The organism is Arthrobacter sp. A2-55 (assembly GCF_025548615.1).
GTDB lineage: Bacteria > Actinomycetota > Actinomycetes > Actinomycetales > Micrococcaceae > Specibacter > Specibacter silviterrae.
This window is the reverse complement of the sequence record NZ_JAJLOZ010000098.1, coordinates 1-13,437: the sequence shown is the minus strand read 5'-3', so window position 1 is coordinate 13,437 and position 13,437 is coordinate 1. Positions and strand designations below refer to the sequence as shown.

Sequence of the window (13,437 nt, the reverse complement as noted above, 5' to 3'; positions counted from 1 at the left end):
TTAGCGGAATCCTCGTCTTGAGCTGCTCCAGGTCCGCCACCATGCGGATGGCCGTCAGCGACATGGCGCCCACCACGCCAGCGGAGCTGTGGATGGGCACGGCCACGCAGTTGACGAAGTCCTCAAATTCGCCGTCGTCGGCCGCCCAGCCCTGCCGCCCGATCGCGGCCAGCTCCACGTCCAGGGCGCCCCGGGTGAGGATGGTCTTGTCGGTGAACTTTTCCCAAGCCGTCTCGCCCAGAATGGCGTCCCGCTCCGCCACATCAACATTCGCCAGGATGGCCTTGCCCACCCCACTGCAATGCGGCAGGACGGCGGCGCCGATCCGCGAATACATGCGCACCCCGCTGGCGTCCTCCACCTTGTCCACGTACACAATGCTGTGCTCCATCAGCGCCGCCAGGTGGATGGTGTTTCCCACGGTCCGGTGGAGCTTGCGGATGTGGTCGTGGGCGGCCTCGCGCAGGTCCAGGTTGTCGAAGGCGTTGCGGGAAAGGGAGATCAGGTGCAGCCCCAGCGAGTACGTGCCGTTCCTGCGCCGGCGCACGTAGCCCACCTCCTCCAGGGCCTGCAGCTCCCGGAACATGGTGGACCGGTGCAGCGAGAACGCCTCCGCCAGTTCCATGACGGTCTTGGGCTCCTCGGCTATCGAGTCGATGATGCGGGCTGCACGCCGGACACTCTGGGACATGGGGGCTTTCGGCTCGAAGTTCGGCTAGGAATACAGCTAGAAATACGTGGGCAAAAGGTCGACAACGCGGTTTGAGCCTGGCTGTTCCACCACCGGAATGAACCGCCACTTGTCGAAGGCGGTGCAGGGGTGGGAGAGGCCCAGCTGGACCACGCTGCCCACGGGAAGCGCCGTGGCGGGGTCAAATTCCACAAACGCGTGCTGGTCGTTCACGGCCGTGACCTTTGCCCCGGCCAGCGGCTCCATGGCCTGGCCCAGCCCGGCGGCCCGGCCCATGGGAATCGGCAGGCCCCAGTCGTGCGCGAAGTCGCGCTTGCCGCCGTCGAGCAGGGCAAGCCCCGGCTCCGGGTTGGAGAGCACGCGCGCCATCCCATGCATCGCGGCACGCAGGGTCCCGGGGTCCGCGCCGGCACCCGTGTCCGCGAGCGGCGACACCTCCCGGTAGTAGCCGTCGTCGTGCGTGACATAGGAGCCGGACCGCAGCACCCAGCGCGTGCGCCGGTCCGCAGCCATCGCCTCCGCAAACTCCTCCGCCACCAGGTCAAAGTAGGCGCTGCCGCCCACCGTCACGATGGCCGGCTCCGAATCGTAAAATTCCTTGAGCGCGGCGTGCAGTTCCAGCTGCGCGCGCAGGAAGGCGCGGACGGCGGCCAGCTCCGCAGGGGACCGGTCATGCGCCAGCGCCCCTTCATAACCGCCGACGCCGGCCAGCCTCACCTTGGGTGCCGCGGCCAGGCGGCGCCCGATGGCCACGCCCTCCGCCACCGAGCGGGCCCCGGTCCGGCCGTGGGCCGCGCCCAGCTCCACGCACACGTTGATGGGCCGGCGCAGCTCAATGCCTTCCAGCGCCTGCTCCAGGGCGGCAACGCCTTCCACGGAGTCCACCCAGCACAGGAACTCGAGCCCGGAGTTGTTCAGCTCCCCGGCAATGTACTGCACGGCCAGGGGGTCGGTGAGCTCATTGGCCAGCAGGATCGAGTCAAAGCCGAATTCCCGGGCAACCCGGACCTGCCCCATGGTGGCCAGGGTGATGCCGGTGGCACCGGCGGCCAGCTGCTCCGCCCACAGCTGCGGGGACATGCTGGTCTTCCCGTGGGGCATCAGCTCAAAGCCGACGTTGGCACACCAGCTGGCCAAGGCGCCAATATTGCGGCTGAGGTTTTCGCGGTCCAGGACCAGCAGGGGAGTCCAGAACTCGTCCAGCGTGGGCTGGCTGGCCAGGAAGTCACGGATGGTCATCCCGCCGGCCCGGGCGGGGAGCCCCTTGTCTGTGGCGGACAGCTTGATGTCGGCAATGGCTGCCAGTGTTGGGATGTGCATAGGGATTCCTGACCGTTAAATCGTGTGCATTTTTCGCACAATGTGTTGCGTCAAGAGAAAATCTACCCGCCGCCGGGGGGCGGCGGCAAGCAGGGGCCTGTTTGGTTAGTGTGCAATATATGCAACAGTGTTGCAATTTACGCACAACTGCCTGATAGTAGTTCCATGCGAAACAACGCAATCCCCGAACTCATCGCCATTGGCGAAACCATGGTCCTGGTCACGCCCGCCTCGGCCGAGCCGCTGGAGTCGGCCGCCGATTTCCACCTGGCCGCCGGCGGAGCCGAGTCCAATGTGGCCATGCACCTTGCCCGCCTGGGGCATTCGGCGGCGTGGGCCAGCCAGCTGGGCGACGACGCCCTGGGCCGGCGCCTGGCCGCCCAGGTCGGCGGCAGCGGCGTGGACACGCGCTGGGCGCTGACCCATCCCTCGGCGCCGACGGGCGTGTACTTCAAGGATCCCGGACGCGGCGTGCTGTACTACAGGGCAGGGTCCGCAGCCTCCCACATGGGACCGGAAACCGTGGCGGAAATCCCCCTTGAGCAGGCCGCCGTCGTGCATGTCTCGGGGATCACACCCGCACTGTCAGCCAGCTGCAACGCCCTGGTCCGCAGCGTGATGGAGCGCGTGGCGGATTCGCCGGCGTCGCTCAGCTTTGACGTCAACCACCGCGCGGCGCTGTGGGGCGGGCGGGATGCCGGCGCCGAGCTCAGGGAGCTTGCCGCCCTGGCGGACATTGTTTTTGTGGGCCTGGATGAGGCGCAGGTGTTGTGGGGGACCGCCACTCCGGAGGAAGTGCGCGCCCTGCTGCCGGAGCCCGCGGTGCTGGTGGTCAAGGACGGCGACGTCGGCGCCACCGAATTTCACGGCGGCACCAGCTGCTTTGTCCCGGCCATTCCCACCGAGGTGGTTGAGGCCGTGGGCGCGGGTGACGCCTTTGCCGCCGGCTACCTCTCCGCGCACCTGAACGGGCTGGATTCCGAGGAAAAGCTCCGGGCCGGCCACCGCCAAGCCTCCCTGGTGCTCCTGTCCACCAGCGACGTCCCCCACCCCTGATCCGCAGTTCCACCGAAAGGACCCCGCATGCCCACGAACCACGAATTCACCGAACTTTTCACCGGCCAGCCGCTCATGGCCATCCTGCGCGGAATGGGCGAGGAAAAGAGCCTGGCGCTCGCCGAACAGGCCTGGAGCCTGGGGATCGGCCTGGTGGAGATCCCCGTCCAGACCGAGGAGGACCTCCGCGCCCTGCGCGCGGTTGCCGCCGCCGGCAAGTCCCGCGGGCTGCTGGTGGGCGCCGGGACCGTGGTTTCGCTCAAGCATGTGGAGCAGTCGGCCGAGGCCGGCGCCGCGTTCACCGTCAGCCCGGGCCTGGACCTGGCCGTGGTGGCGGCGTCCACCGAGGCTGGCATGCCCACGCTGCCGGGCGTGGCCACGGCGTCGGAGGTGCAGCTGGCCCTGTCCGCCGGGCTGACCTGGATGAAGGCGTTCCCCGCGTCCCTGCTGGGCGCCGGCTGGTTCAAGGCCATGTCCGGCCCGTTCCCGCAGGCCCGCTTTGTGGCCACGGGCGGCATGGATTCGGCAAACGCCGCCACGTTCCTGGCCGGCGGCGCCAGCGTGGTTGCCGTGGGCTCCGCCCTGGAGGACCCGGCCCAGCTGCCTGCCCTGGCGAAGATCATGCAGCGTTAAGCACGACGGCGGCGGGCCGGCGGGTGCGCGCCCCCGGCCCCGGATGCCGAAACGGACATTTGCGGCCGTTAGATCGGGGTCGGATGACCGTTTCGGCATCCTTTACTCGTATTCCTCAAACCGCCACGACAGCCGCTTGTGCTCGGTGCAGCCAAGTGCCCGGCGCAGTCCCTCGAGGACGTGCTGCACGGCTTCCAGCCCTGTGGCGAATCCCTGGTGCCAATTGGGCATCGCCCCGGTTGGGGGCTGCCAGCCGCGGGCCAGCAGGAACTCCGAATCCTGGGGTCGGCCAAAGCCAGGAGCCGTGACTTCGGGCCGGAGGTGGCAGCTGAATTGCGTGCCGACAAGGGCGATGCAGGCGTAGGCCGCGGGCTCGGGTTCGCCGCCGTCGTAGTCCACCAGAAAGTAGTCGGAGCTGGTGAGCATCCGCAGCTGCCGGGCCAGGAACGTGGCTGTGCCCTGCCAGAGCAGTTCCTCCTCGCCGTGGCCCGGTGCCGTTTGCCAGGCCGGCGGCTCCACCACTTCCAGCATCCGCGCCAGGTTGGTCCCGTCGGTTCCGCCCAGTGCTTCGTAGGCGATGCCGTCCACGTAGACCCTGCGTCGGTCCATTACCTCCTGGCACGCGGTGCCGTCGTCGTGCGTGGCACCCAGTACCGCGGCCGGGCTGTACTCGCTGGCTGTCCCTGAGGCGTCGGACAGTCTCACGTACCTGTCCAGCACATCGGTGACCCGGGCCGCGCACCAGATGCACAGGTAGTTCAGCGGCACCAGGATGTCCGTGCTGACCCTGCCGCAATGGGCGCACACCGCTTTTCCAGTGTTCATGCCCCGATCATAGGGGAGGGGTCGGACATTCGGGCCAAACGATGCCCGGAGGCTGCCCATCCACAACCGGACGCGCCAAGGGACGTCGCCAAATGTTTGTCAAATAGTCGCACTTTGTATTTCTACCGATCAGTAGTTTTATCTCAATTTTAAGGCCGCCGGCCGCTCCCTTGACGCTCCGTGAATGTAGTGGCAATATCAAAGTATGCCCTTCAAAAACTCAGCATTGAGTCTGCGGTTTTGAACCGGCAGTGTATTAATCATGGGGAAGTCTCTCACCGTTTCTTTATAAGAATTGGAGACAAGTATGTCTATTTCAGAACCTGAAGTTGTATCCGGATCCTTCGCCGATCAGTTTGAAGCCGCTTCGGAAGAATCGTCAGCCGCTCCGGAAGCCTTGGCGTCTGCCGGAACGTCCCAAAAAATGGAGCTGTTTGCGAACGGGGCGTCCATCGGCTGGCTGGGCGAAAACAGCGGCGAGTGGTGCGTGGTTGCAGCCCAGGAGGCGGCCGTGTCCATCGAGCCCTACGTGTGGAAGAACGTTCTGTACTACCGGAACGCCAACTCCACTTCACGCTACCTTTCGGTCAGCGACAACAGCCACTACGTCGGTTTCTACAACTGGATGAACGCCCGGGGATGGACCCTGAGCGGAAATGTCCTGACCTCGCTTTACACCAATGCACAGCTGTCCTTCTGGTCATCGGAGAACGGCTACGTCTATGCAAATTCCGGAAGTGGATACACGCCGTTGACGGTTGCATTTCGCTAAAAACAATTTCCAAGGACAACAGTTTTTGCCTAATGCCTGGTATTAATACCGGACAGTAATACCTCATTGAATGTCACATTCAGTGGAATTGACCTGCTGTGACCGTGCAGCATGCCGGGCCGGGGCCTCATTAACCAGACCCCGGCCCTGCTGGTTCCCGCGACGCGGCCGCAGCACAGTGGTTTGCTTCGGAGGGGAACGCAGTGAAAGAGAAAATCGACCACGTGGTGGTCTTGATGCTGGAAAACCGGTCGCTCGACAGTGTCTTGGGCTGGCTCTACAGGGACGAACAGCCCCAGCATTTCTATGGTGCGGACACTACGCCCACCTACCAGGGCCTGCAGACAGGCGAATACTCCAACAAGTACGATGACCGCACCATCCCTGCCAGCTATGGGACCAAGGGGGAAACGGGCTACGCCGGCGTCCCGCCGCAACCGATGCGTGTCCCCGGCTATGACCCCGGTGAAGAGTACGCCCACGTCAACCAGCAGCTGTTCGGCTCACCCGGCCACTCCGTAAAGACCAATCCGCCAAGCGGCACCCCGGCGCCCATGGCCGGGGTGGCCTACGACTACGGCGCGTTCTACGAAAAGTGGGAGCAGCTGGGCCAGATCATGGAGGCATACACTCCGGAACAGCTGCCAATCCTCAACGGCCTGGCCAAGGCCTATGGGGTGAGCGACGCGTGGCACTCCTCCGTGCCAACCCAAACGAACCCGAACCGGGCCTATTCCCTGTGTGGGACATCCCTGGGCCGGGTCAACAACACGTGGGACGCCGTCGAGCAGTTCAACACCCGCACCATCTGGAACGCCCTGCCCGCCGGCACATCCTGGGGCATCTACTACCACGACACCTGGCAGGACGGGCAGTGCTACACCCAGTACACCTTCCCTGGCTGCACAGACGCCCTCAAGGACGGGGAAATCGCGTCCATCGACACGTTCTACAGCAAGGCGCGCAGCGGATCCCTCCCGCGATTCACCTATCTTGAGCCGAAGTGGGGCTACGGCCTGGGCAAGCTTGACGGCTCAGGGTTCCTGTGCGGCAAGCTGTTCGGCAAAACCTACGGGGCGCAGGGCAACGACTACCACCCGCCCACCTGGGTGGGGCCCGGCGAGGTGTTCGTCAACAACGTCTATGAGGCCTTGATCGCCGATGCCGACGCCTGGCAGCGCACGTTGCTTGTCATCACCTTTGACGAGCACGGCGGCACCTATGACCACGTGGACCCGGGATGGGGCGCGGTCCCTCCCGACAGCCAGCGCGGTCCTGACGGCTTTGCCTTTGACCGCTACGGGGTGCGGGTTCCCACCTTGCTGATTTCACCGTGGATCCCGGCCGGCACCGTGTTCCGTTCACCGAGTCCCACGCTGAAGTACGACCACACCTCCATGGCGGCCACGGTGTTGAAGTGGTGTGGTGTTGACCCTGCAGCGGCCGGCCTGGGCGACAGGGTGGCCGTGGCCCCCACTTTTGACGGCGTCCTTTCCGAGCAGCCGCGCACGGACGTCCCCACCTTTACGGTGCCGGACGGCTACGCGGACCAGGGCAAGGACTGTTGGCTCGAGGACGAGTCCCAGCGCCTGCCGGTTGGCCTGATGCATTCATTGGTTGCGCGCAGCGCGACGGTGGAGGAACTTGAGGCAAAGGTGAAAGCGGCCCTGAACCTGTAACAGCCGGACAGGCACGACGGCGGTCACCCACCTGCCGCCGTCGGCCCGCCGGGCTTCCGCAGGGCCGGCACCCAACACTAGGTGTTCCGTGTTGTTCAGTCCTCATCGACCCCGTCCGGAAACGTTGCCGGCTCCCAGCCCAGCCTCCGCGGATCACGGCAACCGCGCCCGTATCGCAAGCCGGCCAAGATAAGCGCGGCCGTTGCGGCCGCACCCGACTGGACCCGGTGCCAGTTCGGGTTCTCGTCGCCGGGCGGCGTCCAGCCGGCAGCCACCAGGTAGGCCGAATCGAGCGGCCAGTCGTCGGCGGGCATGAAGGCGTTGGAGACCACCTCGCAGTGGAAACCGTCGTCCTCAATGGAAAGCTGTCCGTACACCACCAGCTCCGGGTTCTCCGTGCCGTAGTCGACTGTGAGGAAATCCCCGTCCTTGAGCCACTGGATCTCGTCCGCAAGTGAGCCTGCCGCCCGGTCCCAATAATTGTCCAGGTCCTCGGTTCCGGGAGCCACCTCGTCAGCATTCGGCTCCGGAGATGCCAAGGGCAGCAGGAATGCCCCGCCGAACCGTCCCTCGACCACACGGAATGCGGTGCCGTCAACGTACGCCCTGGCCCGCTCAGTTACCTCCGCGCAGCGGGAACCGTCTTCGTGATTGGCTGCAACTCCGATCGGAGAGATGGTTGCACCTTCCGTATGAAACTCGTTGAAAAGCGTAACGTGCTGGCCCATCACATCCGTCGCCCTGCCCCGGCATGAGTCACACAAGTAGTTTCGCGCAACTAGGATGTCCCGGCGGCTGCCTCCGCAATGCGGGCATGCCGTTCTGTCCATGGCCGTGGCGCGATCTTCAGGGCGGGGCCCAACCGTGCGCCTCAGCACCTCCATGAACGCCGAATTCGGGTGGCTGTTGGGCAGCACCCGGCCAATGCGCCGCAGCGACTCCATGGCCGTGCCGCCCAGCAGGGCCCCGTACATGGCCGCGACGGTCGGTGTCCGGCTCTCCGCCTGCACGCAATGTAGATAAACGGTGCGTCCCTCAGCCCGGAATTGCGCCACGGCCTTCGCCGCATCCGCCAGCACAAAACCCAAATGGGCATTGTCAGCGGCCTCGTTGCTGTCCACCAGCCAGAACACCAGGTGATTTTCGGCGGCGATATGCGGTGTCTGATCCTCCCCAACCCGGCACAGGCTGACGACGGCGGACACCTCGCCGAGCGCTGCGGGCAGGCCGTGGGCGGCTGCCTCATGTGAGCCAAGGAATGGGAGCTGGGCGGCGCCGCCAATCCAGACGCCGGGGTCGTCGGGATGTTGCACAACAGTGCCAATTCCGCGCCACTGCCGGTAGTCCACCACCGGAATGCGCGGCCAGGTTCCAGGCCGGCGTCCGCCTGCCACCAGTTCCAGGGACAGCTTCACCAGGTCCCGTTCGCCCGTGGCACCCCAGCCGTGCAGCTGCCGCCGCCACTCGGCCGGAATGGAGGAGTAACCGGCGGCACCCCCGATCAGGCCTCCTGAAATTGCTGCCACCGTGTCGGTATCGTTTCCGCCGCGGACGGCATTCTCCAGGGCTAGGCGGAGTGCCTCCGGACCCACTGACCCTGACGCTGCCACTGCGTGGAAAATGGCCGACCACGCACCCTGGAATGCCTGAACCACCCAGCCGTTCTTTGTGAAGTCCCGCGGCTGTGACGTCTCGGCGGCAATGATCCGTTCGCGCCAAAGTCCGGCACGGTCGCTGCCGATTAGCGGCAGTCCCACCCGCACGTCCAACTCACCTGTCAGGACGGCATGGCGAATGGCAGCCGTCCACAGCTGGCAGGCATCGGACGCATCGGCTTCGTGGTGCGTGAGGCGGCTGACCTGCCCTGTGGCCCGGGTCAGTGCCAGTTCGTTGCCCGGACGCAGGTACGCCAGGGCAAGGGGCGCTGTTCTCATCAGGGAGCCGTTTCCGGCCGACTGTCCGTGAGCATCGTGATGCGCCTCGGAGGCCTTGAATGCTGCCACGTAGGAGACTTGGCCAGCCGCCACCAGGCGGGCGGTGCGCCGCAGCACCGAGCTGGTCTGCGCGCCCACGTCCTTGGATTCTGCGGCCCACCGCTGCCAGCCGGTGACCATGGTCGACAGTGCAAGTTCCCCTCCGGCAGGGTGTCCGGCGTCGAACGCGTCGAGGACGGACGTGGCGATGGTGATGGCCATAGAGGTGTCGTCCGTCCATTCTGCGGGCGCAAAGCCGAAGGGGCCGCCGCCCTTCATGGTCACGGCTGTTGAAGGGGAAAGTGCGGGGCCGAACTCGTACCCTGCGCCCAGGGCGTCGCCGGCCGCTGTCGCGACCAGGACGCCGGCAGCCCGGTCAAGCTGTGCGGGTGTGAAGTGCATGGTGTTGCCTTTCGACGATCGAGACTTTGAGCATTTCTGCGTTAAATCAAATGTAGGTCATGTTGCATGATTTGCGCAAGTCTGCGCAAAATGTATCCATGACTTCATCGCGTGAACTGCCTGTGGACGCGTCAGGCAAAAACCTGCTGGACTATCCCCGCCCGTCGGTCGCGGTGGACACCGCCTTGTTGACCGTGCACGACGGCGGTCTGAAGGTCTTGCTGGTCCGTCGCCCCGGGAGCGGGGCCGGGAGCAGCGCAGGGTGGGCCCTGCCGGGTACTTTTGTCCATCCGGGGGAGCGGCTGGCTGATGCCGTACTGCGCTCCTTGCGTGAGAAGGCTGGGGTTACTGGCCGGGCGCCGCAGCAACTCCACGTTTTTGACGATCCTGGCCGGGATGAACGCGGCTGGGTGCTGTCAGTTGCCCATGTTGACGTTGTCCCGGCGGTCGAGCTTGTCGAGACCCGGCTGGTCGACACCAAGCTTGTCCCGGTGGCCGAGCTCGTCCCGGTGCTCGAGCTTGCCCCGGTGGTCGAGCTTGTCGAGACCCAGGAGGACAAGCTCCCGTATGACCACGCCCAAATCATCGCCCACGCCGTGGAGCACGTCCGCGGACAGTACCGGATATCCCCGGATCCGGGTCACCTCATCGTCGGCGCATTTACGCTCAAGGAGCTGAGGGAAGTCCACGAAGCGGTTCTCGGGGAGCCGCTGCAGCGGGACACGTTCCGCCGCACAATGGAGCCTAAGCTGCGGGCAACCGGCGAATTGTCGGACGGCACAAAGGGGCGCCCAGCGGCTCTGTTTGAGGTTCAGTCAGAGTACTGAATTCCCGGGTGCCAACCCATGGTTATCAGTGACTTTTCAAGGACCCGCCATGATGATGAACCCTTCTTGGCTTGCTGGGAATTGGCCAGCTCCAGCAACTGGTGCCGGAGCTCCAATTCGTCGTCCGTCATTCCACCCGAGTAATGGGGCGCCAAAAAGAACGAATGTGAGTCGGACGCCAGGGCGGAAAGCATGTCCAAGAAGATCTCCAGTCGCCTTGCAGCATCCTCTTCCGTCGATTCCTCATCCGGCTCAGCCATGGGAACGATTTCCAGCTGGTCCTTCCAAATCGTATTCTGCAGTTCGTCCTCCAACAGCGTGAGGACGGTGCCGAATCCGGCCTGTTGTCCGGCGGGTATGGCCCTCCGGACAGCAAAAATGATCTCGTGAAAGTGGGGGTCTTTGAGCCCGAATCCAACAAACAGCAAATGATGGGTCAAGAGGTGGGCCTTGACCATGGATGACAATGCTTCGCGGTTGGTGTTGTATCCCAGGTAGTCGTCCCTCGTCAGGACAATTGATTCGGGGTTGACCACGGATCCATGGAGTTTGAGCAGCCAGCGGCCGCTATCGGCGGAGATATCGTCGGGGATCACCGTGCGCGGCGTGCCTGCGTCCTCGGAAGCCATTTCAAACAACCGGTCGTAGTTCAGAGTGATGGCAGCATCCGAGGCCAGGCCGGACAGCAGGGCGGGCGCCAATCCGTAACGCTTTACATCCACCGCATCGGCAACCAGTTTGCCGAATGGAACCTTGTTGCCGGGTTTGGATTCGTAGAGGGACTTCATGATCCCAGCTTGGTCAAGCTCGGGCAATTTCTCCAGAGACGGACCCAGCTCTGCCGACAGGTTTGCCGTATCTCGAATTATTTCCAGCAGCCCCTGCCAATCTGGCGCGCCCGCGCTCACGCTGACGCCGGAACCCATGAACGGTACGATCCGGCCCCGTGAAGCCCCCTTCGCCAGTTGGGCAGCATGGTTCTGCAACCGGTCGCTCAGGCCAGACCACGACCCAGCGGCATTTCCCCTGCGCTGCTGCTGGGCCAGGGAATAGGCTGCCGGATCCTGAAAAACAAAGGCGATATCCACGCCAAGTTCGGTTGATCCCTCATTGGCCTCATCCAGCAGTACTCGCAAAATGTCGCCACGATATATTCCACCGGCACCATGCCCGGTGCCGAAGAATGGCACTCCAAGCAAGGGGAGCGGCCGGCTTGAGGGGCGGTGTTGCATGGCCGCCGCAGCGGCATTCAAGAATGCACGAAAACGGGGCCGCAAATCTTCGGCGGACTTGACGCCTTTGAGGGGGACGGCCGTCAGGACGGGCAGCGGCTCGTCAGCAGGCCACTTGCTGAGCGGCACCGCCAGCTCGTCTTCGCGGGCAAATGGACCAGGGTCCGTGGCTGCAATTGGTGATACAAGTTCGGGAAGCGCCTCTGTCCAAATGGTGTCAACCTGCAACTGCGCATCAGTCGGCAGCAGCCAGGCGTCGCACTTGAAGTTGAGCAGATTTCCCATGGTGACGAATACGTGGGGAGTGGCCACTGTCTAGTCCTGTCTGTTTGCAATTGGCGTTACAGAGCCTGCCATTGATCCCACTACCGAACCGCCGGAGCCCACTGCTGCGTACGCCGCAAAGCCAAGTCCAGCTGGTTTCCGCCCGCTTCCCGCAACAGCTCAGAGTCGCCGACCACCACCAGCAGGCACCTGGCGCGCGAGAGCCCCACATAGAGCAGCTCGGCGGCGCGTGACATGTCCTTGAAGCCGTTGACGCAGAGGATCACCACGGACCTTTCCAAGCCCTTGAACCCCAGCACGTGGCCATAGAACTCGGCTTCGTTGGCGTGAAATTCTCGCCAATATTCATCGATGGAGCCGGCATCGTAGAACTCCTGGTGGATCGGGTGCCGCGACTTGGTCGTCAGCAGAGCGATCTGGTTATTCGCCCAGCCGTCATCAATGAGCGCGTCCACGCAGTCGCCGGCCACGTCCAGGGCGTCCTCCGTCGAACATTCAACTCGCCGAACGGGCAGCCCGGTACTTCCGCGTGGCGTGAACTTGTCTCCGGCGAATCCCTTGAAGGTGTCGGCTATTTTCCGGGTATTGCGCAGATTGTCGTCAATGTGGATTGGCACCAGGTCCGTGATCGCAGACTCGCCATCAAAACGGTTGTAAACATCTTGGTGGTCATCCATGAAGGCGTACATTTCCCCGGTCGCGGGATCCTTCAGGCATGCCCGCAGCGCACTCCACCACAGCGGAGCGAAGTCCTGCCCCTCGTCGACAATCACGGCATCGAATTTTTCACCGCTGGGAAGCCCCTCGGCCAGCTCCTTCAACAGCCGCGGCATTTCTTTGTCGAAGTAGTCCTGTCCCACACCTTCGGGCACCCCGAGCCAGAGCACGTATTCATGGAACTCGCCGGTGAAGGCCGGCTTGGCACTCCTCCACCCCGATACTTGGTTGCGGAAGTACAGTCCCAGCCCCTTGTTGTAGCAAAACAGGCCCACCCGCTTGCCGTCCTTGCATAGCTGCCTGGCCTTCTGGAGCGCAAGCCATGTCTTACCGCTGCCCGCGCCGCCGGAGAACTTGATCCTGGTGAGCGACCTGGTGGCCGACAGCAGCACGGACTGGCGCTCCGTCAGCTGGTCCTGGGCGTCCTCGACCTCGGCCTGGCCCGCCCCGCTGGTGTCGGGCTGGTCCAAGCTTCCCACCAGCTTGGGGACAATTCTTTCCAAGAACGACGCCGCCAAAGGTCCGGAGCCGCCGCCTTCGGTTTCAATTGCGCGGCGGATCAGCTCGGACGGGTTCTTGCAGTCGTCCTGGTCAAGGATGAGGGCGCGGGGATTGCCTGAGCGGACCCACTCCGCCGGGACATTGGAGTATGGGAACGCGGCCATGTAGGCGAATCGGCTGGTCAGGAGGGAGCCGAGCTGGTCCTGGAGCCACTCCTTTAACGCGTGCATCGACCCCTGTGATTGGGCGATCGGGTCCTTGAGCTTGTGTTTGCCGTCAGGGCCGCCGGATTGATACCACTGTCCGTGCTCATTGGTGACAAGCCCACCCTTGACCTCGATGGCAGCGAGGCCAACGCCGGGCCAGAGGACCAGGATGTCGATTTCATGTTCGGCCCTGCCGGAGCGGACTTGCACCGAATGGGCCAGCACTACGTCATCGGGCAAAGCCGCCCTCAGCAGCTCCCACATGGCCTTCTCGGCAAGTTGGCCGTCGTTGAAGTCTGGATTTGGCGGAATGCAGCG

General features: G+C 64.3%; 11 protein-coding genes. 5 read left to right on the top strand and 6 right to left on the bottom strand.

What is annotated here, in order from left to right:
- The coding region (locus tag LPN03_RS19270) for an IclR family transcriptional regulator (protein ID WP_262455547.1) at positions 1-691 on the bottom strand (691 nt) is incomplete at its 3' end.
- 36 nt (positions 692-727) lie between these two features.
- On the bottom strand, positions 728-2,011 hold the full coding sequence (locus tag LPN03_RS19265; protein ID WP_262455546.1) for an alanine racemase: 1,284 nt from the start codon (positions 2,009-2,011) through the stop codon (positions 728-730).
- 165 nt (positions 2,012-2,176) lie between these two features.
- Between LPN03_RS19265 and LPN03_RS19260 the strand changes: the two genes are divergently transcribed.
- Both LPN03_RS19260 and LPN03_RS19255 read left to right on the top strand, forming a co-directional pair.
- A complete protein-coding gene (locus tag LPN03_RS19260; RefSeq protein ID WP_262455545.1) occupies positions 2,177-3,067 on the top strand; it encodes a sugar kinase in 891 nt (296 codons plus the stop codon).
- Between the two features lie 27 nt (positions 3,068-3,094).
- Positions 3,095-3,700: a bifunctional 4-hydroxy-2-oxoglutarate aldolase/2-dehydro-3-deoxy-phosphogluconate aldolase gene (locus LPN03_RS19255; protein WP_262455544.1), complete on the top strand. Its 606-nt coding sequence runs from the start codon at positions 3,095-3,097 to the stop codon at positions 3,698-3,700.
- Positions 3,701-3,802: 102 nt separating this feature from the next.
- Here the strand turns inward: LPN03_RS19255 and LPN03_RS19250 are convergent, their stop codons facing one another.
- Positions 3,803-4,525, bottom strand: a complete 723-nt coding sequence (locus tag LPN03_RS19250) for a TY-Chap domain-containing protein (RefSeq protein WP_262455543.1) — start codon at positions 4,523-4,525, stop codon at positions 3,803-3,805.
- Positions 4,526-4,832: 307 nt separating this feature from the next.
- On the opposite strand from LPN03_RS19250, the gene LPN03_RS19245 reads away from it, so the two are divergent.
- Positions 4,833-5,297: a hypothetical protein gene (locus tag LPN03_RS19245; RefSeq protein ID WP_262455542.1), complete on the top strand. Its 465-nt coding sequence runs from the start codon at positions 4,833-4,835 to the stop codon at positions 5,295-5,297.
- A gap of 203 nt (positions 5,298-5,500) precedes the next feature.
- Positions 5,501-6,976: an alkaline phosphatase family protein gene (locus tag LPN03_RS19240; protein ID WP_262455540.1), complete on the top strand. Its 1,476-nt coding sequence runs from the start codon at positions 5,501-5,503 to the stop codon at positions 6,974-6,976.
- Positions 6,977-7,071: 95 nt separating this feature from the next.
- Here LPN03_RS19240 and LPN03_RS19235 read toward each other — a convergent pair whose 3' ends face one another.
- Entirely contained in the window at positions 7,072-9,351 is a 2,280-nt protein-coding gene (locus LPN03_RS19235; protein ID WP_262455539.1) for an ADP-ribosylglycohydrolase family protein, read from the bottom strand.
- A 98-nt stretch (positions 9,352-9,449) separates the two neighbouring features.
- Between LPN03_RS19235 and LPN03_RS19230 the strand changes: the two genes are divergently transcribed.
- Positions 9,450-10,178, top strand: a complete 729-nt coding sequence (locus tag LPN03_RS19230; protein WP_262455538.1) for an NUDIX hydrolase — start codon at positions 9,450-9,452, stop codon at positions 10,176-10,178.
- On the opposite strand, the gene LPN03_RS19225 is transcribed toward LPN03_RS19230, so the two are convergent.
- A complete protein-coding gene (locus LPN03_RS19225; protein ID WP_262455537.1) occupies positions 10,163-11,722 on the bottom strand; it encodes an SIR2 family NAD-dependent protein deacylase in 1,560 nt (519 codons plus the stop codon). The genes LPN03_RS19230 and LPN03_RS19225 overlap by 16 nt on opposite strands.
- A 53-nt stretch (positions 11,723-11,775) precedes the next feature.
- Positions 11,776-13,437 (bottom strand): nuclease-related domain-containing DEAD/DEAH box helicase (locus LPN03_RS19220; RefSeq protein WP_262455536.1); only part of this gene is annotated, 1,662 nt, incomplete at its 5' end.

Coding starts and splice junctions, on each gene's coding strand:
- LPN03_RS19265 (WP_262455546.1), bottom strand. CDS start 2,011: ATGCACATCCCAACACTGGCAGCCATTGCCGACATCAAGCTGTCCGCC.
- LPN03_RS19260 (WP_262455545.1), top strand. CDS start 2,177: ATGCGAAACAACGCAATCCCCGAACTCATCGCCATTGGCGAAACCATG.
- LPN03_RS19255 (WP_262455544.1), top strand. CDS start 3,095: ATGCCCACGAACCACGAATTCACCGAACTTTTCACCGGCCAGCCGCTC.
- LPN03_RS19250 (WP_262455543.1), bottom strand. CDS start 4,525: ATGAACACTGGAAAAGCGGTGTGCGCCCATTGCGGCAGGGTCAGCACG.
- LPN03_RS19245 (WP_262455542.1), top strand. CDS start 4,833: ATGTCTATTTCAGAACCTGAAGTTGTATCCGGATCCTTCGCCGATCAG.
- LPN03_RS19235 (WP_262455539.1), bottom strand. CDS start 9,351: ATGCACTTCACACCCGCACAGCTTGACCGGGCTGCCGGCGTCCTGGTC.
- LPN03_RS19230 (WP_262455538.1), top strand. CDS start 9,450: ATGACTTCATCGCGTGAACTGCCTGTGGACGCGTCAGGCAAAAACCTG.